Consider the following 21,322-nt stretch of genomic DNA (forward strand, 5'->3'; position numbering starts at 1 on the left):
ACCGGCCTCGCGGGCGTCGGAGCGCGAAAGCGCCGAGGGCGCCGACCCCAGTGGGGTTGGCGCCCTCGGCGTTTGTGCGGCTCCCGGACGGGTCTTTACGGGTACGAACCCTCGGTGATGGTCTGGTGCAGGTTGCTGATGTGCAGCGTGCCGCCGAACTGGCCGGCCTGGCGGATCTTCACGTTGGTGAAGACCGCCAGCGGAACGTTGATCGGCGGGGGCGTGTCCGGGCTGAACGTCACCGGGATGAGACCGAAGAGATTGCCCTTCAGCTCCTCGGTGTACATCGTCACCGTGCCGTTCTGGATCGTCGACTTCGTGCCCGGTCCCTGCACGTGGTAGACGTGCCCGTTCGCGCTGACGATCTGGTGCAGGTCCTGGATGTCCAGCGAGCTCGCGGTGAACTTCAGAACCTTCTTCACCACGCCGCCGGCCGTCCTGACCTCGACGATGCCCTTGTAGTCCAGGCCCTTCAGCGTCAGCATGCTGGATTCCAGATACCAGGGCTGGTCCGGTAGCGGCGCGGGGGTCTTCTCGTACTGGGCGTCGGCCAGGGCCTTGGCGTCGTGCTCGGCGCACGGGAACGGGGTCTTGCCGTCCACGGTGCTCGGGGTCGCCGACGGGGTGGCGGTGGCGGTCTTCTCGGCCTCGGCGGCCGCCTTGGCAGCTGTCTTGGTGGCTGCCTTGGTAGCGGCGTCCGCTGCGGCCTTGGCGGTCTTCTCCGCCTCTGCGGCCGGGGACGAGGGCTTAGCCACCGGTGCCTTGCCGGGGGTCGTGCTCGGCGCCTCGGCCGGCGCCGTCGTGGGCGCGGTCGCCGGCGCCGTGGTGGGCGCCGTCGTCGGGGTGGCCGGCTTGTTCAGACCGAGGACGTCCTTGATCGCGTCACCGATACCCAGCGGGTCCAACGGGTTGAAGGACTTCGTCGGGCTCGGCGTCGCCGTCGGAGCCGTGCTCGGCGTGGCCTTGGGCTCGGTCTTCGGCGCCGTCGTGGACAGGGCCTTCGGCAGCGTCTTGACGACGGACTCCGGGTCGACCGCACCAGTGGACGGGCTGGGCGGGGAGCTCGGCTTGGCACTCGGGGCGGAGCTCTCCGTCGCGGAGGGCTTCGTCGCCGAGGGCTTGGTGCTCGGCTTCGTGGCCGAGGCATCCGGAGCCGGCGTGTCGGACTGCGAGACGCAGGGGCCCGGAGCGTACGGGTTCTTCGGCATCTCGTCGGCGAGGGCGAGATGCGGGGTTATGCCCATGCCCATCAGGACCGCCGTGGGCATCGCGGCGATGGCTATCGCCTTGCCCGCGGGCATCTGGAGCTTGGTGAAGAGCGACTTCCTCGGTGCGGCGTGCCGCGGCACCAATCTCGCACGGGGTCCGTCGCCGTGGGCCGGCAGAGCCTCGTCACCCCGCACTACGCCCTCCCATGGTCGTTGGTCGTCTCGTCCGTTCCAGCGCCCGGCGACGCCGTGTGCTGCTCCAGCTGCGGTTCGTACGACTGCTGCTGCGGTACCGCGGAGCCGGCGCCGGCCGACGCACTGTCCGGCAGCTCGGCGGCGCCGTCCGGCTTGGCGGCCACCGGGACGCCGGGAGCCCAGGCGACGGAGAGCGCTCCGCCGAGCAGGCTCAGCAGGAAGCCGATCATGAAGCCGCCGATGTTGGACACCGGGATCGACACCAGTGCCAGCAGGATCGCGGCGACACCCGCGAAGATCCGCACGGCCGGCTGGAACCACATGGTCAGGCCGAGCACCGCGAGGAGCACACCGATGACCAGCGAGCCCGCGCCCGCGGTGGTGGACATCCGCACGGTGAGCTGGCCGAGGGTCATGTTCGCGTACGGGAAGTACGCGATCGGGATACCGCCCAGGAGGGTCAGCAGGCCCGCCCAGAACGGGCGCTGCCCCCGCCAGTTGTGGAACCGTGCGTGGACGGAATGGAAGGCGTTTGGTTGGTGCTCACGCAGCCCTGGCGACTCGGCACTCATGGAACAGCTCCCTGGGACTGACTTTTGCGCAACAAAAGTTGGAGGGCGGCCGGGCAAGGGGCGCAAGGCCCCTCACCCGGCCGGTCAAGCGACTAGTAGCACTCGTGGACGCCGGCCTTGACCGACATGCTCAGGTCCTTGAGCTTGAACGTGCCCGCGCTGGTCGCCCAGGCGGTCTGGCGCACGTTCGAGAGCTTGGCCGTCTCGGCCTCCTGCGCGAACGAGTTCGGCAGCGCCGGCGCACCCTGGCCGGGCGTCGTCGCCGGGCCCTGGGCCTTGTTGGTGGAACCGGCCGCAACACCGATGTTGATGTTGCCGAACTCGGCATCCGCATCGAGCTGGTTCAGGTCGATGTACAGGTTTTCGGCCTCGACCCGACGGGTCGGGTCACTCGCGCCCTTCGTGCCGGCCGAGAGGTTCAGCGACACGTTCCCGAAGATGGGAACGTTCGGGATCACCACGGACTGGCACATGTCGGTGATGTAGGCGTGCTTGAAGCCGGAGACCGCGACGGGCTCAGCACCCGCGCCGCCGGACTTGACATCGATGCCGCCGTACTGAACGAAGCCCGTGCCGTCAAGATACGCGGCCTTGACCTTGAAACTCTGGCCGGACACCGCGAACGACGCCGCGAGCGCGCCCTGGGCGAGCGCCATGCCGATCACTGCCGTGGCAGCAACGCTCGGCACCATGACAACGGCGAACCGCTTCCACTTGGTGCCGCCTCTAACGACCGACTCCATGACTTTCCTCCTGATCGGACGTACACATCCGGCCGGATATGGAGATCCGGGGCCGGGATGGGGAGAAGAGCTACGTCCTCGGGAAAGGGAGCGCCGTCATCGAAGGCCGGTCCGCGGGTATGCGGACGGCGCAGTCCGAATCATCAGCGATCACCCCCGAGCGACAACCACTGGCCACGCTCTCGCGCAACCTGCTGGACAGGCCCTGCTGGGTGGGCAGAGACCCCCCTGTCCGGAAGCGCCGGCAGTTACGCCGTGCACTTCCACTCGGTGGGGACCCTCCCCCGGCTACCGCTGGGGTCGCCCCCAGCCGCACCAGCTGGCTGCCGGATGGTCGGGGGAACAGGACCGAGCTTGGCCGATGGTGGTCCATTCCCAGCCGCTGCACAAGAGGTCTCGTTACCAGCGAGTAACGGAAGGATGTCGAGAGCGCGATCATCAAACGTCGCGATATCACGCAGCGTAGTTGCGGCGAGGGCGTGAATGTCCGACAAAGGGAAAGATTTCCGTAAGAAAAGGGGTCGCTCTCTTACCGGAAGTAACAGCGACCGCACTTCATCACGATTGCGTAAAGTGCGGTCGCCGTATCGATGAATCAGCTGTGGTCAGAACAGCACGCGAGCAAGTGCGACACGCGCTGTCACCACGCGGGGGTCGTCGGCGCCGATGACGTCGAAGAGTTCCAGCAGACGCAGCCGTGCCGCGTCCCGGTCGTCACCGGCCGTACGGCGCACGGTGTCCACGAGCCGCCCGAAGGCGTCCTCGACATGTCCGCCGACGAGGTCGAGATCCGCCGCGGCCAGCTGGGCCGCTACCTCGGCCGGGTTGTCGGCGGCGGCCTTGCGGACCGCCTGCGGGTCGGCGTCCTGCACCCGCTGCAGCAGTTCGGCCTGGGCCAGGCCGAGCTTGGCCTCGGCGTTGGCCGGCTCGTCCGCCAGTACGTTCCGGTACGCCTGGACGGCGCCGCCCAGATCGCCCGCGTCCAGCGCGTCGTGCGCGGCGGACAGCGCCAGCTCCTGCGGAGTGGCGGGCCGGGGCGCGGGGGTGGCGGCGGCGGCCGGAACCGCGCCCGCCTCGACCGGAGTGCCGACGATGCCGAAGCGCTGCTCGCCCACCTGGATCAGCTGGTCCAGCACCTCGCGGATCTGGTCGTCGGCGGCCGCACCCTGGAAGAGCGGCATCGCCTGACCGGCGAGCACCGCGAAGACGGCCGGCACGCCCTGGGCGCCGAACTGCTGGAACAGCAGCTGGTTGGCGTACACATCGGCGCGGGCCAGAAGGAAGCGGCCGGCGTACTCGCCGACCAGCCGTTCCAGCGTCTCGTTGAGCTGCTTGCTCTGCTCGGCCTGTTCGGCCCAGAAGCTGATGACGACCGGGACCTCGGAGGAGCGCTGCAGTACTTCGCTCTCGAAAGTCTCCTCGGTGACATCGATGACGAGCGGGGAGGCGGCGGAAGGGGCGGGGGCGCCGGCGTCCTGCCGTTGCGCCCTGGCCTGCTCGGCCTTCGCCTTGGCCTCACCGGCCGCCTTCAGCGCGGCGAGGTCGACCACGCCGCTCATGGACATGTTCCGTGGCTGCATGAGGTCAATCCTCCCCCCTCGTCGTAAAAAAGTGTGAACGGCCCCCGAACCGTCCGCCGGATCGCGGACAGCCGGGAGCGTTCACCGCTGTTCAAGAGTGTCCTTCTCGGCGTGGGTCCCCACCTGCGCCAGTGGTCATCGCTCTTTCGCTACGAGTCGTAGCGTAACTCCTGATTGTCCGATCCCCGCAAGCTTCAACCGCACGAGGCGGCGTGATCCCGGTCACGGAGCGGTCGCGGGCCACCCGACGTACTGACCGGTATGGTCCCAGCCATGCACAACGGCACCTCAGCGAAGAAGACGGGCCGCCCCCGCAGCGCCGACGCCGACCACGCGATCCTGGAAGCCACCCGGGCCGCCCTGGTCGAACTGGGCTGGGGCGGGCTGACGATGGGCGACGTCGCCACCCGGGCCGGTGTCGCCAAGACCACCCTCTACCGCCGCTGGGCGGGCAAGAACGAGCTGGTCGTCGATGCGGTCGCGGTGCTCTTCGACGAACTGGAGCTGCCCGACCGGGGAAGCCTCCAGGCCGATATCGAGGACGTGGTGCTGCAGTTCGCGGCGCTGCTGGCCCTCCCCGAGGCCAGGACCGCCCTGATGGCCGTCGTCGCCGAGTCCACCCACGACGAAGCCCTGCGGCTGCGGATCCGCGAGGCCATCGTCGACCGGCAGAAGTGCCTCGTGGTCCTCGGCCGCCGGCGCGCCCAGGAGCGCGGCGAACTCCCGCCGGACGGACCGCCGCAGGGCCCCGACGGCACGGACACCGCCACCCAGATCGACCTCATCTTCGACGTCATCGCTGGCGCCGTCGTCCACCGCACCCTGGTCAGCGGCGAACCGGTGGACGCGACCTGGGCCCGCACCTTCACGACGTTGCTCCTGGGCGGCCTGGCCGCCATCCGCTGACCGGGGACCCTAATAGGTGGATGGGGCAGGCTCCTCGCCGTAGGCGTCGAACTCTCCCGCCTTGACGCCCTTCACGAACGCGTCCCATTTGGCAGGAGTGGTGACGACGATGGCTTCCGGGGCATCGCTCTCCCGGATGTGGACCATGCCGTCGTCGCCCACGGTGACTTCCAGGCACTCGTGCCCACCGTCACTCCCCGAGAAGCTGGACTTCTGCCCTGCACGATGCGCCACGAACTGCCTTCCACCACTACAGGTCTGTCGCCACCTGCCTGAGCCACTCAAGCGACGGGGCGGGCCCAAGCGCAGACGCTCTCAGCGCGTCGAACAGCGCCCGGAACCTCTGAACGCCGTCATCGTCCTGCAGGTATACGGCGGACGCAACGTTGTCGACCATGATGACGTCCATGCCGGGAACAGGCATCCCGAAGATGAAGAAGGGGCCGTCGAGCCCACTGTGCGCCACGGCCCTGTACAGCATGACCTGGAGCGTGATCCGGTCACCCCCAACCAGGTCCATCGAATGCCGCAGTTGCCCGCGCATGACGCTTTCCGCCGCCAATTTGGGCACGGATCACCGGCTCATAGAGCACTGCCTAGTACTTGGGTGCCGCTTCTGAGTCCAGCACTTCCTGCCTGGCCACGCGCGCTTCAACACCTCTGTCCATGCCCACGTCGGAGTCCGAGAAGCGCCCATGCCGAAAGAGCGCTCGCATGTAGTCGGGCGTCTGAAGCAGTCAGGCCGATGCCCAACGCCCGCAGAGCGAGCCCCTCGCATGAGAGGCTGCCCTGCGGGCGCAGTTCCGACTCTGGGTTCAGCCGTCTCTAACGGGGCGGCTCGCTCAACGCGTGGTCAGGTCTGTCAGAAAAGCGACATCGACCACATGGAGCGGACCGTAGCCGAACCGCTCGCCCAGCGCTTCGAACCGCTCGTACCAGGCCTGGTCGATGGGGACCCAGTATTCGGCCATGGCCCGGAGGAAGAGCCGGAAGCCGAGATCTGGGCTGACCTGAGTGACGGCCAGCTCTAGCGCGGGGACCACGCCGGAGACCTCGTAGTGCCTACGTGTCATGGCTGACGCCGTCAGCCCGGGTCCCGCCACCAGGAGTTCGTCCAGCACGGCGCCGGTCAGTGAATCGTCGGCCGGTGCCGGGATGGCAACTACATAGGTCGCGTCCTCTATGCGGATCTGCTCAACGCAGATGTCCGCGATCTGACGCAACCAGTCACGTCCATCGATGCCAAGGTGTTCAAGGTCGTAGGTCCGGCCTGTCGCCGCATGCCACAGGGCAGTGAGCGCCCAATTGGGGAGCGGCGACTCCCGCAGCCGGATCACGTCCTCCAGGATCGCGTGTGCGGCCTTCGCGCCGCCGTCAACGCCGGCGTGGTCGACGACGACGTCGGCTGCAGTCTGCTCCCGCGCCCATTCCTGATGGAACCGGCTGGTGAGGCGGGTGAGACCGAAGTCAAGCTCCGAGTAACGCTCGACCATACCTGCTCCTCAGTTGGGGAAGGTCGAATAGACAATGTACCCGCGCGGATGTCCCGGCATCTTCTTCAGCAGCAAAGTGAATTTATTACCCGCTGGATAGGAAGAACCGTCGGCTACATACGTGGTGCCGAGCGAATTTTCGCCGAATTCGCCCGATATCGTGAATAGCGAGGTATCGGTTTTGGTGCGCATCCAGAGAGCGAATTTGTCTCTGGCCTTCTTGCTTTTGGCCAGGTAGCCAGCGAGGCCGTAGTCGGCCGCCTGCTGTGCGAGCTGCGCGTCGGTCCAGACGCTGTTGATGCCCAGTCTTGTTCCTATCGTCTTCGAGATGGCCAATCTGATGGATTCCGCCACCGTGGGGTTGACATGCTCTTTCAGTGTGTGGGCGGCGTCAGGGAACTTCGCCTCATCAGCGACCAGTTCGGTGCAGTTGTGGACCAGCAGATCCTGCCGCTGGGTGCCGCTCGTACGTACATAGAAGGTATGCAGCCCATCGACCGTCAGGTCGTAGACCATTTGTGGGGCGAGGCCAGCATTCTCGCGCACCGAACTGACTGCGTGGACAGACCCGTCCGCTGCCCGCAACAGGTCACCAACGTGCAGTTCCGAGGCGAAGATCCAGCCGCGCTCGACCACATACACCCGGTGCCCTGCAGTGCTGGTCAGGCTGCTTCCGCCGGAGAGGGCGACGTCGACCAGCCGCTCCGTGTTGTGTACGAAGGAGGCGGTTACCAGCTCCGGGCGCAGACCCCCGGTTGCCGGATCGGTCGCCATCAACCAGTCACCAGCGTGGACCGAGCTGATCGCCCGGTGTGAACCGTCAGCCATGAGGACTTGTGTGCCGCCCGGGAAGCTGTTCCTCGTACAAGCTGCGAAGGCGTCCTCGACAAGGTGAACTTCCTCATCGATCGCGGCCATCACTTTGGCGTCCAGGCTCAGGGTCCTGAGAGCCTTGTACGCGTCGGCGATACCGATGCCTGTGTGCAGTGCTGCGTCGAGCGCGCGAAGAAAGTCGGCGGCTTGGAGGACTTTTGTCTCCGGGACGAACCAGCTTGCTGTCCAGAGGCAATCCGAGACGCTGCCCTTTGCGCATTCCGTAATGTCCTGCACGAGCATAATCAAGAGGGCCTTGAAGATGTCCGGTTCGAGGAGCCAGAGCCCGTTCAGGAGCTCCTCGTCAGCGACGGAGACTATGTCCCACGTACTGAAGTGCTTGGTGACAACTTTGGTGGCCTCTTTGGTCGTACTACTGAGCCAGGTGCTGCTGCCGGCTGGGCAGGTAGCAGCAGTGACGTCGATAGGGGCCCCCGGATCGTCACAAAGGTAGAAGTCGATGGTCAGGTTGAAGTGCACCTTGTAGCTGACGTCACAGCCGCTGTTGCCCATCCCGAGGACACAGTCGTTCTGGGGTTTCGGATCCTCCAGGAACACGATCTTCTGTGTGGTGAACATGTTCGCGACGCCGGTAGCTCCGCCACGGCCGAGGTTGGCTTGGGACTGTGCGGTTTCGGCCCGGATCGCAGCCTGCTGTGCCTGTTCAGCGGCCTCGCGGGCGTTGGCCGCAGCCGTCTCGGCGGTCGTGGCGTCGCGTTCGGCTTGATCGGCGATTCCGCGTGCAGTGCTCGCGTCGCCTTCCGCTGCGGTGGCGGCGCTACGGGCGGAGGCGGCGTCGCTTTCGGCCGCGTCGGCTGAGTTGCGGGCCTGGCTGGCATATCCGCTTGCCGTATCGGACGCCGTCGCCGCTGCGGCCGCGTCGTCGGTGGCCTGTTGGTCGTACGCGACCGTGTGGGTTTCCGCTGTCACGGCGGCTTTCGCGGCGGCCGAGGCCTCTGCTGCGGAACTGCGTGCTTGCGTGAGGGATGTTGCCGCCCTGGAGGCGGAGGCGGCTGCTTCGGCTGCCGCGGTGGCGGCGGCCTTGGCGTCGGCGGAAGCGGCTGCTGCCAGGGCTGCGGCTTCGGTGGCGGCCTTCGCGGCCTGGCCGGCCTTGGCCTGGGCGAGTGCCTCTTGTTGCTGGGCTGCGGTCTTGGCGGCCTGGCCGCTGAGGACGGCCAAGCCGGCGGAGGCGTCAGTTTCCTTGTAGGGGGAGCCGAGTTCGATCGCGTCGTTGGCGGGTCTAATGACCTGTGTCGCCGAGTCGCGGGCGGCCAAGGCTGCTTGGGCAGTGGAGTATGCGAAGCCGGCGGTGCGTACCGCGTCGGCCGCTGCGGCGTTGGCCTCCAGTCGGGCGATGGCGGCATCGGCCTTCGCCGTGGTGGCCTGCGACTTCGCAGTATCGGCGTAGATCTTCGCCAATCGCACATTCTCAGCGGCGGCCGCAGATGCTGCGATCGCGTCCGCTGCGGCCGCATGCGCCTTCCTCACCGCGGCGTTGGTAATCGCCACGTCGCGCTGGGCAGCATCAGAGGCCGCCTTGGCGCGGGACGCTGCAGCCGTGGCGCGAGTGGCTGCTTCGCGCGCGTTGGAGGCGGCTGTCGTTGCTTCATCGGCAGCCGACCGAGCGTTGGTCGCAGCGGCGGTGGCATCATTCGCGGCGGTCCGCGCCTGGGTGGCGGCGGTCCTGGCTCCTGTGGCGGCGTCGGTGCCTTCTGCTGCGTCGGCGTACGCCTCCAATGCGTATGCTTTGGCCTCTGCACTGTCTCGATTGCCTTCGGCATCCACGGCGTGGTTGCGCGCCGTAATCGCCCTGCTCTCCGCCGCCACGGCCGCGTTCATCTTCTCGGTGGCCGTCGATCCTGCGGCCTGTGCGGTGCTCAGCGCGGTCGCCGCGACCTGGCGTTCGGACTGCGCTCGGGTATCAGCCGCAGTGGCCTTCGCCCGCTCGCTCTCGGCCAGTTCCTTCTGTGTTTTGGCGTTGTCACGCTCGGCCTCAGCGGTCAGCCGCTTCGCGTGCGCGTCGGCAGCCGCGTCTTTCGCGGTCTGCTCGGCGGCTTCGGCCTTGGCCTTGGCGGCCTTGGCCTTGACCGCGTTCGCGGCGGCCTTGGTGGCCTGCACCGCGGCACCGTCTGCGGCCGCCTTGGCCTGGGCCGCGGCCTCCTGGGCGGCGATCCGACGGAAGTCGGCCTGCGAGGCGTGCGCCTGCGTCTGGGCGAGAGCCATCAGCGTCTTGCTGTCAGCGGCAGATGCGAGGGTGGCGTTCGAGGCGGTCTCTGTTGCCTTGGCCACCGCCGTCGCGGCGGCGGCCGAGGCGCGGCTGACCTGGACAGCCTGCTGTCCATACATGAGTCCGCGCCCGCGGGGCAGCCCGGCTGCATCCGCGATGTTGTAAGCGGTCTGCTGAGCGGCTACAGCCGCGGCGGCTTGGATCTGCGCAGATCGTGCGGCCCGTGAGGCGACGTGGACGCGGCCCAGCGCCATGGCCTGCGCCTTGACGATGTCGGTCTTGACCTTGGCGAAGACCGCTGCGGCCGGGTACTGCAGGCCCGCACTGGCAGGGGTCTGCTTGAGCCAGTAGGCCTGCCAGTCCGCCAACCTGCTCGCGATGATCGACTGACCGAGGGCCTCGCCCATCGCTTGCGTGGCCACCTGCAGATCTGCTGAGGCCTGGGATTCCGCGCCCAGGATCGTGTCGCGCGGGACCCTTTGGCCGGCGAGCTCGTTCTGCCATTCGGTCGATGCCTGTGCCACCTCCGCGCCCAGCACCTGGTGCGGGTCAAAGGGGTTGGTGCTGGCGCAGGACGCAAAGCGGGCCTTCAGGCCCTCGACGTCGATCCGGAACTCCATCGAAGCCGGATCGGGCGCCGTGGCGGGGAAGCCGCCGTATTGCAGGAAGAGCCGGGCGTCGTCGGCGTACAGGTTCTTGGACGGCGCATCCGCCAGATCTTTCCAGGCCCGCCGGTCCTCGTAGGAGGCGGAACCGTCCCAGTCGTACTCGGCGTTGCCCAGGGCCCGAACTGCGTCTGCCGACTCCTTCCCGGCCTGCGGCATCAGATCCTCATGGAACAGGTCGTACTCGCTCTGCCAGAACCGGTCGGCGATCCAGCCCGACAGCCCGGTGGTGTTGAACGGATTGTCTTTCCACTCGATCCACTGGAACCCGGTGAAGGTGTAGCCATCTGGGGGCGGAGCGTTGAGGGACTTGTTCCACTCGTTGTAGCGGTAGTAGAGCTCGTCCACCTTGGCCGAGGCCCACACCTGATCCTTGTTGAAGGCAGTGTCCAGCGGCACCCCGTTGGAATAGTCGGTCCTGGCCGCCTGCAGGAGCTCTTCGTCTGTGCCCTTCAATCCACCACGGGCAACGTTCTTGAGCTCTTGGCCGCCCTTGCGCTGCACGAGATTGAGCGTGCACTGGGCTGCACGTACCTCTGCGGCATGGGCTGCGTTGAAAGCGGGCGCGTCCTCGGCGGCTCCGACCGGAGCAGTGCGAGCAAGCGGTTGGAGTTGGCCGCCGGTGAACGTCACCGCGGCGACGGTGGCCAGGGCCGTGGTGGTGATGAGCCTGCCCAACAGGCGTCTGGGCAGGCGGGGGAAGGGTGGCGCGTTGGTGCGCATGGGTGTGGGTCAGCCGATCTGCTGATGCTGCCCCGGGCGGTCGTCGGAGGACCAGGCCACAAGGCAGAGAAGTTTTGTGGGCCCGGACGTCAGAACAGGGTGTTGAAGGAGCTCCAACCGGAGGAGCCGATCTGCACCCGGGCGGCGAACGGGGCTGCGGAGTCACCCGTGCCCTTGAACAGCCACAGCGCCCCTGCGGCGTCGCTGGCGATCAGGTCGGCCTTGCCGTCACCGTCTTGGTCACCAGTGGAGATCAGGACGTTGTAGGTGTTCCATCCCGCGCTGACCGTCAGCCGGCCCGTGCACACCGCGTCGGTGACGGCGTTGCCGGAACCAGGGAAGAGAAACAACGTCCCGCCCGTGGAGCGGGTGATGAGGTCGGCTTTGCCGTCACCGGTGAAGTCCGCCCGCCCGATGATCCGGTCCATACCTTGGAAGCCGGTACCCAGTCGGACCTTCGCGGCCAGCACGCCGTCAGCCCCGGCCTGGTACAGCCACAGCACTCCCGAGGGCTCCCTGGCGATCAGGTCCGGCTGCGCGGCTCCGCCGAAGTTTCCTCCAGCGGCCAGCAGGTCGTACTGGTCCCACCCGCTGCCGAGCAGCTTGGTCTCCGTACCGCGCTCAGCGGTGTAATACAGCGCCCCGCCCATCCGGAAGTACAGGTCGCTCGCCCCTGCAGCGGAGACATTGTTCTGGACGATCGCGGTGGCGTTGCCGAACCCGCCGCCCAGATCCACCGCCGACCGGAAGCCTCCCGTCCCTGCGGGTTCGTAGTCGTACAGGTGCCCGTCAGCCCTGCGGCCGAACGCAGGAAACATCGGGGTGGTGGAAGTAGCGGCCTGAGCGGCAGGCCCTGCAGCCTGCGCGGACCCCCGGACGGCGGCCGGCGAAGACGCCGATGCCGCAACGGCCATGACGAGTACGGCGGCTGAAGCCAGACCGGAAGCACGGATCACCGCCCGGCGGATCGGGCGTTTGACGAAATTGAGCATGCGGACGAACGTCCTCACAAGCGGCACGAGAGCGGACATGCGCGCAGGCGCAGGCGCGACAGATCCGCCTGGCCACCCCCCACGGATGAACACACGCCAGGTCCACGACCATGGCCAACGCACACTATGGGAACTTGTGTTCGCTTGTGAAGACCGTGTGAGGGTGGCTTGCGACCGCTTGAGCCACTGCGTCCTGATTCGGCCCTGTCGCGCGCCCTACACCTGGTAGCGGTCCGCCGCGAAGAGGGTCAGGTTCTCCGCGACCCACTCCGAGGTGCGGCGCAGTCCCTCCTCCAGGGACACCCGCGGCTCCCATCCCGCCCACTGGCGCGCCCGGGAGTTGTCCGACAGCAGGCGCTGGACCTCGCTGCCCGAGGGGCGCAGGCGGGCCGGGTCGACGACGATCTCCGCTGTGCGGCCGGAGGCGGCGATCAAGGAGCGGGCGAGGTCGCCGATGGAGACCTCGCGGCCGGTGCCGAGGTTGACCACCTCGCCGAGGGCCCGGTCGCAGCCGGCCAGTGCCAGGAAGCCGGCGGCGGTGTCGGTGGCGTAGGTGAAGTCGCGGGTCGGCGCGAGGGATCCGAGGCGGATCTGCTCGGCGCCGGAGTGCAGTTGGGCCAGGATCGCCGGGATGACGGCACGCGCGGACTGCCGGGGGCCGTAGGTGTTGAAGGGCCGGACGACGGTGACGGGCAGCTCGAAGGAGTGGAAGTACGACAGCGCCGTCATGTCCGCGCCGATCTTCGAGGCGGAGTACGGGGACTGCGGCTGCAGCGGGTGGCTCTCGCTGATCGGCACGGTGAGCGCGCTGCCGTAGACCTCGCTGGTGGAGGTGTGGACGAGCCGGCGCACTCCGTGCCGCAGACAGGCCCCGGCGACGTTCTGGGTGCCGGCCACGTTCGTCTGCACATAGGCCTCGGGGGCCTGGTAGCTGTACGGGATGCCGATCAGCGCCGCGAGGTGGAAGACGGTGTCGCAGCCGTCGACGGCGTCCATGACGCGGCCCGCGTCGCGTACATCGCCGGCGAGCATCTCGACGGGGCTGTCCGGCCGCAGATAGCGGGCGAGGTGGCCGCGTTCGCCGTAGGGCTTGTAGTGCACCAGGGCGCGGACGTTCGCGCCGCGCTCGACCAGCAGGTCGACCAGGGTGCTGCCGATGAAGCCCTCGGCGCCGGTCACCAGGACGGTACGGCCGGTCCAGTCGACAGGGTTCAACGATGTGGTCACGGTCATGCGGCGTTCCTCAGTTCGAGAGTCTTGGCGGCGAGCAGGTCGGCCGCCCGGGCGTGGGTGCCGGGGTCGGCGGCGCCGCTCATCGCGGCGAGCCGGCGGGGGTCGCGCAGCAGCGGCTCGACGAGCGCGGCCAGCCGGTCGGCGGTCGCGTCGGCGTCGGGGAGCAGCACGGCGGCGCCGGCGTCGGACAGGACGCGGGCGTTGTGCGTCTGGTGGTCGCCGGGCGCGTGCGGATAGGGGACGAGCACGGCGGGCACCCCGGTCGTGGCCAGCTCGGCGATGGTCGCCGACCCGGCGCGGCAGATCACCAGGTCGGCCGCCGCGTAGGCGAGGTCCATCCGGTCCAGGTACGCGACGGCCTCGGCGACCGGGTTCCCGGCCAGCCGGGTCGTGGCCTCGGCCAGCGCGGCGGGGCCGGTCTTGATGAGCATCCGTACGTCGTTCCGGTCCCGCCAGCGCGCGGCGAGTCCGATGGCCGCCTCGGTCAGCCGGGTGGCGCCCAGGCTGCCGCCGTTGACGAGGACCAGCCGGGCCCCGGCCGGCACGCCCAGTTCGGCGCGGGCCCGGCCGCGCAGGGCGGCCCGGTCCAGGGTGGCCAGCGGCCCGGACAGCGGCATGCCCACGGTCTCCGCGGTAATGCCGGACGGCAGGTGCGCGCGGCTGCGGTCGAAGGCCAGCGCGATGTGCGGGGTGAGCCGGGCCGCGAACTGGTTGGCGCGGCCCGGCACCGCGTTGGACTCGTGGACCAGGCTCGGCAGCCCGGCCAGCCGCGCCCCGAGGATCACCGGCGCGCTGGGGTAGCCGCCCATTCCCACCGCGATCTGCGCGCCCTGCTCGCGCAGGATCGTCCGGCAGCGCACCGCCGAGCTCAGCAGCGCGGCGGGCAGCAGATAGCGGCGGGCGCCGAGCGACCGGTCGAACGGGATCATGTTGACCGTGTGCAGCCGGTAGCCGGCTTCCGGTATCAGCCGGGTCTCCAGCCCGCGTTCGGTGCCGACGAAGGTGACGACCGCCCGTGGATCGGCCCGGCGCAGTGCGTCGGCGAGCGCCAGTCCTGGATAGATGTGCCCACCGGTGCCGCCCGCCCCGATGACCACTGACAGTGGGATGTCCTGTGAGGTCCGCATGGCCGCAACGCTGACGGGACGGTCTAAGAGGGTTCTAAGAGCCCGGTTTGGGACCCTTGGGCCCATGGACACTGCACCACCGCCCGCCCGCATCCTCGTCGTGGACGACGAACCCGAGGTACGCGCCGCCGTCGAGGACGGCCTCACCGTCGAGGGCTACGCGGTGCGCGGGGCCGCCGACGGGCTCGCCGCGCTGTCGGAGGTGGCGGCCTGGCAGCCGGACGCGATCGTGCTGGACGTGATGATGCCGGTGCTCGACGGGCTGGCGGTCTGCCGGCGGCTGCGCGGGCTGGGCGACCGTACGCCCGTCCTCGTCCTCACGGCGCTCGACTCGGTGAGCGAGCGGGTCGACGGCCTGGACGCGGGCGCCGACGACTACCTCGTCAAGCCCTTCGCCCTGGACGAACTGCTGGCCCGGCTAAGGGCGTTGCTGCGCCGGGCAGCATCGGGAGGCGGCGAGGAACCGGAACTGTCGTACGCGGACCTGGTCGTCCAGCCCGTCACCCGCACCGGCAGCAGGGGCGGCCGCCCGCTGGAGTTCAGCCGTACCGAGTTCGCGCTGCTGGAGCTGCTGATGCGGCATCCGGGGCAGGCACTGCCGCGCGAGGTGATCCTGGAGCGGGTCTGGGGCCATGACTTCGGCCCGGACTCCAACTCGCTGGCCGTCTACATCGGTTATCTGCGGCGGAAGCTGGAGGCGGGCGGCGAGCCGCGGCTGGTGCAGACCGTGCACGGTGTCGGCTACCGGCTGGACCTCGGATGACGGGGACCCGCGGGATGGCGCGCTGGCGCCGGCACCGGCCGCTGCGCACCCGGCTGGCGGTCGCGGCGTCCGCCGCCGTCGCCCTGGTCGCGGTCGGGGTCTGCGCGGCGGCGTTCTTCGTCATCCGCTACGAACTCGTCCACCAACTGGATCTGCATCTCACCCAGTCGGCGACGCTGGTCAAGCAGCAGCACCGCGGCGAGAGTCCGCAGGTGGTGGCCGGGGAGTGCGTGTTCCTGTCGGCGCCCGCCTGCTCGCAGATCGTCCCGGCGGACCCGGCGGCCGACCCGCGGGAGCCGTACCCACTGCCGGTCTCGGCGCCGGTGCGGGAGGTCGCGGCCGGCGACCGTCCGGCGTACTTCAGCAACGTCACGCTGTCCGGGCATCCGGCGCGGATGTTCACCAGCGGCTTCGGCGGTGGCCGGGCGCTGCAGGTGGCGGTGCGGTCCGACACCGTCGAGCAGGGCGTCCGGCAGGCCGCCTGGCTGCTGGCGGGCGTCGGCGGCACGGGGGTGCTGCTCGCCGCCCTCCTCGGCTACTGGGTCTCCCGGACGGGACTGGCGCCGGTCGCCCGGCTGACGGCCACGGCGGAACGGATCGCCGCCACCCGGGACGCCCGGCACCGGATCGAGATCCCGGCCGGTCCCGAACACCGCCAGGACGAGGTCACCCGGCTCGCCACCGCCTTCAACACCATGCTCGGCGAGCTGGAGCAGTCCGTCGCGGCGCAGCGCCGGCTGGTAGCCGACGCCTCGCACGAGTTGCGCACACCGCTCACCGCACTGCGCACCAACGCCGACCTGCTGGCGCGCGCCGACCGGCTCACCGACACCCAGCGGGACCGCGCCTCCGGCGCCCTGCAGCGGCAGCTGCGCGAGGTCACCCAGCTCGTCAACGACCTGATCGAGCTGGCACGGGACGAGGAACCGCTGCCGCTGGTCGAGGACGTGGGCCTCGCCGACCTGGCGGGCCATGCCGTACGGGCCGCCCGCGGCCACTGGCCCGACGTCCCCTTCACCCTGGCCACGGACCCGGCCGCCGCCCCGGCGCACGTGCCCGGCGTCCCGGCCCGGCTCAGCCGGCTGCTGACCAACCTCCTGGACAACGCGGCCAAGTTCAGCCCGCCGGGAGCCCCGGTCGAGGTCGCTCTGACCCGGACCGGTTCCGGCCCACGTCGCGATGAGATGGTGGAGCTGACCGTCCGCGACCACGGGCCGGGGATCGCCCCGCAGGACGCCCCGTACGTCTTCGACCGCTTCTACCGCGCGGACTCCGCCCGCGCGCTGCCCGGCTCCGGCCTCGGTCTCGCCATGGCCCGGCAGATCGCCCACGCCCACGGCGCCACCATCACCGCGGAACCGGCACCGGGCGGCGGCGCCCTGTTCCGGGTGAGCTTCCAGGACCACCCATCGGGTAAGTCCTAGAGAGTGTCGGAGGCGGAGGTTCCGTCCGGCTCCTCCGCGAACGCGTCGAACTCCCCCGCCTTGACGCCCTTCACGAACGCCTCCCACTTGGCGGGGCTGGTGACGGCCACGATCTCCGGCTCGTCCGTCTCGCGGATGTAGATCATCCCGTCGTCGCCGACGGTCGCCTCAAGTGCCACGGGCTGCGCCTTTCGGTGGTGCGGTGCGGTGCGGTGTGATGCGGTGCGCTGCGTGATGCGGTGCGCTGCATGATGCGGTGCGCTGCGAAGCGTCATCGTCACCCGCCCACCCGGGCGCACGCAACGGCGCGGAGCCGTCGCGTGCGCCACCGGTTCGGGAACCGGTCCCGGAACCGGCCTCAGAAGCGGGCCGGCTCGGTGTACGTGCCCCACTCCTCGCGCAGGACACCGCAGATCTCGCCGAGGGTGGCCTCGGCGCGGGCCGCCGCGAGCATCGGGACGATCATGTTCGAGCCGTCCCGGGCCGCGGCGAGCATGGCGGCGAGGGCGTCCTGGACGGCGCTGTCGTCGCGGGCCGCCTTGCGGGCGGCCAGCACGCGCACCTGCTCGCGCTCGACCTCGTGGCTGACCCGGAGGATCTCCAGGTCGCCGGTGACCGAGCCGTGGTGGCAGTTGACGCCGACGACGCGCTTCTCGCCCTTCTCCAGGGCGCGCTGGTACTGGAAGGCCGACTCGGCGGTCTCGCCGGTGAAGTAGCCGTCCTCGATACCGCGCAGGATGCCGCTGGTGATCGGGCCGACGGAGTGCTTACCGCTGGGGACCGCCTTCGCGCCGAGCGCCCTGATCTTGTCGAAGATCTTCTCGGCGTCGGCCTCGATCCGGTCGGTGAGGGCCTCGACGTACCAGGAGCCGCCCAGCGGGTCGGCCACGTTCGCGACGCCGGTCTCCTCCATCAGGACCTGCTGGGTGCGCAGCGCGATCTCCGCGGCCTGCTCGCTCGGCAGCGCGAGGGTCTCGTCGAGGGCGTTGGTGTGCAGGGAGTTGGTGCCGCCCAGGACGGCGGCCAGCGCCTCCACGGCGGTGCGTACGACGTTGTTGTAGGGCTGCTGGGCGGTGAGCGAGACGCCCGCGGTCTGGGTGTGGAACCGCAGCCACTGCGCCTTGTCGGTCTTGGCGCCGTACTCGTCGCGCATCCAGCGCGCCCAGATGCGGCGGGCGGCGCGGAACTTGGCGATCTCCTCGAAGAAGTCGAGGTGCGCGTCGAAGAAGAACGACAGGCCGGGGGCGAACGCGTCGACGTCCATTCCGCGCGACAGCCCCAGCTCGACGTACCCGAAGCCGTCGGCGAGGGTGTACGCGAGCTCCTGCGCGGCCGTGGAGCCGGCCTCGCGGATGTGGTAGCCGGAGACGGAGAGCGGCTTGTACGCGGGGATGCCCGTCGCGCAGTGCTCCATGAGGTCGCCGATGAGGCGCAGATGGGGCTCGGGAGAGAAGAGCCACTCCTTCTGCGCGATGTACTCCTTGAAGATGTCGGTCTGCAGCGTGCCGTTGAGCAGGGCCGGGTCGACGCCCTGCCGCTCGGCGGCGACCAGGTACATGCAGAAGACCGGGACGGCCGGGCCGGAGATCGTCATCGAGGTGGTGACGTCGCCGAGCGGGATGCCCGCGAAGAGCACCTCCATGTCGGCGGCCGAGTCGATGGCGACACCGCAGTGGCCGACCTCGCCCAGCGCCATGCCGTCGTCGGAGTCGCGGCCCATCAGGGTCGGCATGTCGAAGGCGACGGAGAGACCGCCACCGCCGGCCTCCAGGATCATCTTGTAGCGCTCGTTGGTCTGCTCGGCGTTGCCGAAGCCGGCGAACTGCCGGATCGTCCACGTACGGCCCCGGTACCCGGTCGGGTGCAGACCGCGGGTGAACGGGTACTCGCCGGGCCATCCGATCCGCTCGAAGCCGTCCACGGTGTCGCCGGGGGCGGGCCCGTACACGGGCTCGACCGGATCCCCGGAGAGCGTGGTGAAGTCCGCGTCCCGCTTACGAGCCGCGTCGTACCGGGCCTGCCAGCGCTGGCGGCCCTCTTCGATGCCTTCGGCGTCCATACCCTCGAATTTACTAGGACGTCCTAGTAAATGTCGATGGCAAACCGCCCACCCCTTGTGGGAAGGGCGGTGCGATGCGTCACGTGCGATGCGTCACACACCGTGCGTCACCCCTCAGGTCACCCTGTGGGCCACCCCTGAGGCAGCCACTGTGCGTCACGTCCAAGGTGTCACACGACGGGCGTCAGGCCTGCGCGGGCTCGCCGTTCGCGGTGACGACCAGCGGGGCCACCTCGCGCGTCACGTTGCGCTCGACGAAGAAGGCGGCGGTCGGGATCGTGCCCGCCAGCAGCACCCAGGCCAGCTTGCCCAGCGGCCACTTCGCCTTGGAGCCCAGGTCGAAGGCGAACACCACGTAGACCACGTAGAGCCAGCCGTGGGCGATCCCGACGGCGGTGACGAAGCCGGCCGCCCCGTTCATGTCGAGGAGGTACTTCGCGATCACGCCCAGCGTGAGGAGGACCAGCAGGACGCCGGTCACATAGGCCATCACGCGGTAGCGGGTCAGCGTCCCTTGTTTCATGGCATTGAGCGTAACCGGTGCGATTCCGGCGCCTTCACGCCCCTCCTCGAACGCCGGCCCGCTTCAGTGCCCGTCCTCGAACGCCGGCCCGCTTCAGTGCCCGTCCTCGAAGTCGCCAGCGGCTATCCGCAGCGGGCGCAGCGACGCGAAGATCTCGCCGCACTCCTCGGCGTCGTAGACACCGAGGCCGAAGTCCATCGCCATCAGGTCCCGGGTGGCCGCGTCGACGACCTCGCGGCCCTTGTCGGTGATGGAGGCGAGGGTGCCGCGTCCGTCGTTCGGGTTGGGCCGCTTGGCGACCAGGCCGGAGCCGACGAGGCGGTCCACGGTGTTGGTGACCGACGTGGGGTGCACCATCAGCCGCTCGCCGATCTTCGACATCGGCAGTTCGCCGGCCTTGCTGAAGGTGAGCAGCACCAGCGCCTCGTACCGGGCGAAGGTCAGCCCGTACGGCTTGACGACGGCGTCCACCTGGCCCAGCAGGATCTGCTGGGCCCGCATGATCGAGGTGATGGCGCCCATCGACGGGACGCGTCCCCAGCGCTGGGTCCACAGCTCGTCGGCGCGGGCGATGGGGTCGAAGGGCAGGCTCAGGGGCTTCGGCACGCCGATGAGCCTACCCGTCGGTCACATAGTGGGAGGGGCTGTCTCGTCCATCGGAACCGGAGACACCCGGGCCGGTTCGGGAACGGGTTCGAGCACAGGCTCGGTGACCGGTTCGGGAACGGGCCCGGGGACGGATTCCGGGGCGGGTCAGGACAGGGCGCTCAGCTTGGCCCACGCCTCGGCGGTGAGGTTCCAGTCGCCGTAGCCGTTGCCCTTGTCGACGGTGGCGCGGGTCGATCCGGCGACCTCGACGACATCACCGCGGACGGCCTTGTCGAAGAACCACTTGGCGTCCGCGTCCGACATCCCGACGCAGCCGTGGCTGGTGTTCGCCTTGCCCATGTTGGCGTCGTTCCACGGAGCGGCGTGGACGAAGGTGCCCGAAGTGGTCAGGTGCACCGCCATCTTGACGTCCTTGTCGTAGAAGTCCGCGGCGTCCTTGTTGGTGGCGATGCCGACGGACGCCGACGTCATCTTGATCGTGGACTCCTTGCTGAGCACGACCATGCGGCCGTTCCAGGTCGGGAAGTCGCTCTTGCCCGCCGAGACGTTGATGACCTTGATGGTCTTGCCGTCCTCGGTGACCGTCATCTTCTTGGCGCCGATGTCGACCTTGGAGACCCGGGCGGTGCCGATGGTGAAGGTGGAGGTGACATCGCGGCGCAGGTAGCGGCCGCCGCCGGTGTCGAGGCCGCTGAGCTTGGCCGTCATCGTGACCTTGGTGCCCTTGGCCCAGTAGGCGGCCGGGCGCCAGTCGGCGCGCTGGGTGCCGGTCAGCGGGTCGGTGATCCAGCCCCAGCTGCCCTGCACGGCGGGCGTCGTCGTCACGGACAGCTGCTTCTCGACGGCCGCGCGGTTGGTGACCGGCTTGTCGAAGGCGATGGAGACCGGCTGGCCCACGCCGACCACCGCGTTGCCCACCGGGGTGACGGTGACGCCGTTGGTCTTGGCCGCGGCCAGCGTGGTGAAGGTGCTGGTCTGTTCCTTCTGCGCGCCGGACTTGTCGGCCGCGGTGACCTTCACCGTGTAGGCGGTGCCGGGGGTCATCGTGCGGTCGGACTGCCAGCTGTGCTTGGCGGCGTCCAGCTTGCCGGTGACCGCCACGGCCTCTACGCCGTCGTTGCTCTTGGCCGCGGCGGTGACGGTCACCGCGCCGATGGTGCCCTCGGTCAGCGACACCTTCACCGGGCTGCCGGGGTCGACCCCGGTCTTGCCGTTGGCGGGCGACACGGTGACCGGCACGGCCGCCGGAGCGCCGGCGCCGCCCTTGTCGCTGCCGCCCTTGGCGTTGTCACCGCCACCGCCGCCGCCACAGGCGGTGAGCGCGACGGCCAGCAGGGCCGGCACGGCCAGGGCACGTATACGGGAGAAGGGAATGCGGGACGTTCGTATGGGTGTCACGGGAAATGT

20 protein-coding genes are annotated in these 21,322 nt (G+C 69.4%); 3 read left to right on the forward strand and 17 right to left on the reverse strand.

Annotated elements, in window-relative coordinates:
• Window positions 1-95 precede the first annotated feature (95 nt).
• From LNW73_RS09380 to LNW73_RS09395, 4 genes are all read right to left on the reverse strand, one after another.
• The gene (locus LNW73_RS09380; RefSeq protein ID WP_250989617.1) at window positions 96-1,349 is read right to left on the reverse strand and encodes a hydrogenase expression protein HypF; all 1,254 of its coding nucleotides are present in this window, start codon (window positions 1,347-1,349) and stop codon (window positions 96-98) included.
• 53 nt (window positions 1,350-1,402) lie between these two features.
• On the reverse strand, window positions 1,403-1,975 hold the full coding sequence (locus LNW73_RS09385) for a DUF6114 domain-containing protein (RefSeq protein ID WP_250989618.1): 573 nt from the start codon (window positions 1,973-1,975) through the stop codon (window positions 1,403-1,405).
• A gap of 92 nt (window positions 1,976-2,067) precedes the next feature.
• A complete protein-coding gene (locus LNW73_RS09390; RefSeq protein ID WP_250989619.1) occupies window positions 2,068-2,718 on the reverse strand; it encodes a DUF6230 family protein in 651 nt (216 codons plus the stop codon).
• A gap of 605 nt (window positions 2,719-3,323) precedes the next feature.
• On the reverse strand, window positions 3,324-4,298 hold the full coding sequence (locus LNW73_RS09395; RefSeq protein WP_250989620.1) for a tetratricopeptide repeat protein: 975 nt from the start codon (window positions 4,296-4,298) through the stop codon (window positions 3,324-3,326).
• A gap of 273 nt (window positions 4,299-4,571) precedes the next feature.
• Between LNW73_RS09395 and LNW73_RS09400 the strand changes: the two genes are divergently transcribed.
• Window positions 4,572-5,204, forward strand: a complete 633-nt coding sequence (locus LNW73_RS09400; protein ID WP_250989621.1) for a TetR/AcrR family transcriptional regulator — start codon at window positions 4,572-4,574, stop codon at window positions 5,202-5,204.
• A gap of 9 nt (window positions 5,205-5,213) precedes the next feature.
• Here the strand turns inward: LNW73_RS09400 and LNW73_RS09405 are convergent, their stop codons facing one another.
• The 8 genes from LNW73_RS09405 to LNW73_RS09435 form a co-directional block, all read right to left on the reverse strand.
• The gene (locus LNW73_RS09405) at window positions 5,214-5,438 is read right to left on the reverse strand and encodes a DUF397 domain-containing protein (protein ID WP_250989622.1); all 225 of its coding nucleotides are present in this window, start codon (window positions 5,436-5,438) and stop codon (window positions 5,214-5,216) included.
• Window positions 5,439-5,454: 16 nt separating this feature from the next.
• A complete protein-coding gene (locus LNW73_RS09410) occupies window positions 5,455-5,775 on the reverse strand; it encodes a Scr1 family TA system antitoxin-like transcriptional regulator (protein ID WP_250989623.1) in 321 nt (106 codons plus the stop codon).
• A gap of 25 nt (window positions 5,776-5,800) precedes the next feature.
• Complete coding sequence (locus LNW73_RS36655; protein ID WP_374118263.1) at window positions 5,801-5,941, reverse strand: Scr1 family TA system antitoxin-like transcriptional regulator; 141 nt, start codon at window positions 5,939-5,941, stop codon at window positions 5,801-5,803.
• Window positions 5,942-6,046: 105 nt separating this feature from the next.
• On the reverse strand, window positions 6,047-6,697 hold the full coding sequence (locus LNW73_RS09415; protein ID WP_250989624.1) for a hypothetical protein: 651 nt from the start codon (window positions 6,695-6,697) through the stop codon (window positions 6,047-6,049).
• A 9-nt stretch (window positions 6,698-6,706) separates the two neighbouring features.
• Window positions 6,707-11,185, reverse strand: a complete 4,479-nt coding sequence (locus LNW73_RS35910; RefSeq protein ID WP_285390867.1) for a polymorphic toxin-type HINT domain-containing protein — start codon at window positions 11,183-11,185, stop codon at window positions 6,707-6,709.
• 89 nt (window positions 11,186-11,274) lie between these two features.
• The gene (locus tag LNW73_RS09425; protein WP_250989625.1) at window positions 11,275-12,003 is read right to left on the reverse strand and encodes an FG-GAP-like repeat-containing protein; all 729 of its coding nucleotides are present in this window, start codon (window positions 12,001-12,003) and stop codon (window positions 11,275-11,277) included.
• 390 nt (window positions 12,004-12,393) lie between these two features.
• Window positions 12,394-13,410 carry an SDR family NAD(P)-dependent oxidoreductase gene (locus LNW73_RS09430; protein ID WP_250989626.1) on the reverse strand — a complete coding sequence of 339 codons (1,017 nt, stop codon included), beginning with the start codon at window positions 13,408-13,410 and terminating at the stop codon, window positions 12,394-12,396.
• A complete protein-coding gene (locus LNW73_RS09435) occupies window positions 13,407-14,537 on the reverse strand; it encodes a UDP-N-acetylglucosamine--N-acetylmuramyl-(pentapeptide) pyrophosphoryl-undecaprenol N-acetylglucosamine transferase (protein ID WP_250989627.1) in 1,131 nt (376 codons plus the stop codon). Before LNW73_RS09435 ends, LNW73_RS09430 begins: the two co-directional genes overlap by 4 nt.
• 64 nt (window positions 14,538-14,601) lie before the next feature.
• Between LNW73_RS09435 and LNW73_RS09440 the strand changes: the two genes are divergently transcribed.
• Window positions 14,602-15,300, forward strand: a complete 699-nt coding sequence (locus LNW73_RS09440; RefSeq protein WP_138357126.1) for a response regulator transcription factor — start codon at window positions 14,602-14,604, stop codon at window positions 15,298-15,300.
• Complete coding sequence (locus LNW73_RS09445) at window positions 15,297-16,724, forward strand: sensor histidine kinase (protein WP_250989628.1); 1,428 nt, start codon at window positions 15,297-15,299, stop codon at window positions 16,722-16,724. Before LNW73_RS09440 ends, LNW73_RS09445 begins: the two co-directional genes overlap by 4 nt.
• On the opposite strand, the gene LNW73_RS09450 is transcribed toward LNW73_RS09445, so the two are convergent.
• The 5 genes from LNW73_RS09450 to LNW73_RS09470 form a co-directional block, all read right to left on the reverse strand.
• On the reverse strand, window positions 16,721-16,903 hold the full coding sequence (locus LNW73_RS09450) for a DUF397 domain-containing protein (RefSeq protein ID WP_250989629.1): 183 nt from the start codon (window positions 16,901-16,903) through the stop codon (window positions 16,721-16,723). The two genes, LNW73_RS09445 and LNW73_RS09450, sit on opposite strands and share 4 nt — an antisense overlap.
• 179 nt (window positions 16,904-17,082) lie before the next feature.
• Window positions 17,083-18,783 (reverse strand): acyl-CoA mutase large subunit family protein, encoded by a 1,701-nt coding sequence (locus LNW73_RS09455; RefSeq protein WP_250977787.1) that lies wholly within the window; start codon window positions 18,781-18,783, stop codon window positions 17,083-17,085.
• A gap of 184 nt (window positions 18,784-18,967) precedes the next feature.
• Complete coding sequence (locus LNW73_RS09460; RefSeq protein WP_250977786.1) at window positions 18,968-19,306, reverse strand: DUF3817 domain-containing protein; 339 nt, start codon at window positions 19,304-19,306, stop codon at window positions 18,968-18,970.
• A 93-nt stretch (window positions 19,307-19,399) separates the two neighbouring features.
• Entirely contained in the window at window positions 19,400-19,912 is a 513-nt protein-coding gene (locus LNW73_RS09465) for a MarR family winged helix-turn-helix transcriptional regulator (RefSeq protein ID WP_250977785.1), read from the reverse strand.
• A 147-nt stretch (window positions 19,913-20,059) separates the two neighbouring features.
• Window positions 20,060-21,313 carry a L,D-transpeptidase gene (locus LNW73_RS09470; protein ID WP_250989630.1) on the reverse strand — a complete coding sequence of 418 codons (1,254 nt, stop codon included), beginning with the start codon at window positions 21,311-21,313 and terminating at the stop codon, window positions 20,060-20,062.
• Between the last annotated feature and the right edge of the window lie 9 nt (window positions 21,314-21,322).

The sequence above is a fragment of the Streptomyces sp. RKAG337 genome, assembly GCF_023701715.1.
Classification (GTDB): Bacteria; Actinomycetota; Actinomycetes; order Streptomycetales; family Streptomycetaceae; genus Actinacidiphila.

Excerpts from the sequence above, each read along its gene's own strand:
- LNW73_RS09430 (WP_250989626.1), bottom strand. The coding sequence starts at position 13,410 with ATGACCGTGACCACATCGTTGAACCCTGTCGACTGGACCGGCCGTACC.
- LNW73_RS35910 (WP_285390867.1), bottom strand. The coding sequence starts at position 11,185 with ATGCGCACCAACGCGCCACCCTTCCCCCGCCTGCCCAGACGCCTGTTG.
- LNW73_RS09440 (WP_138357126.1), top strand. The coding sequence starts at position 14,602 with ATGGACACTGCACCACCGCCCGCCCGCATCCTCGTCGTGGACGACGAA.
- LNW73_RS09400 (WP_250989621.1), top strand. The coding sequence starts at position 4,572 with ATGCACAACGGCACCTCAGCGAAGAAGACGGGCCGCCCCCGCAGCGCC.
- LNW73_RS09415 (WP_250989624.1), bottom strand. The coding sequence starts at position 6,697 with ATGGTCGAGCGTTACTCGGAGCTTGACTTCGGTCTCACCCGCCTCACC.
- LNW73_RS09390 (WP_250989619.1), bottom strand. The coding sequence starts at position 2,718 with ATGGAGTCGGTCGTTAGAGGCGGCACCAAGTGGAAGCGGTTCGCCGTT.
- LNW73_RS09455 (WP_250977787.1), bottom strand. The coding sequence starts at position 18,783 with ATGGACGCCGAAGGCATCGAAGAGGGCCGCCAGCGCTGGCAGGCCCGG.
- LNW73_RS09425 (WP_250989625.1), bottom strand. The coding sequence starts at position 12,003 with ATGTTTCCTGCGTTCGGCCGCAGGGCTGACGGGCACCTGTACGACTAC.
- LNW73_RS09395 (WP_250989620.1), bottom strand. The coding sequence starts at position 4,298 with ATGCAGCCACGGAACATGTCCATGAGCGGCGTGGTCGACCTCGCCGCG.
- LNW73_RS09435 (WP_250989627.1), bottom strand. The coding sequence starts at position 14,537 with ATGCGGACCTCACAGGACATCCCACTGTCAGTGGTCATCGGGGCGGGC.
- LNW73_RS09445 (WP_250989628.1), top strand. The coding sequence starts at position 15,297 with ATGACGGGGACCCGCGGGATGGCGCGCTGGCGCCGGCACCGGCCGCTG.
- LNW73_RS09460 (WP_250977786.1), bottom strand. The coding sequence starts at position 19,306 with ATGAAACAAGGGACGCTGACCCGCTACCGCGTGATGGCCTATGTGACC.
- LNW73_RS09385 (WP_250989618.1), bottom strand. The coding sequence starts at position 1,975 with ATGAGTGCCGAGTCGCCAGGGCTGCGTGAGCACCAACCAAACGCCTTC.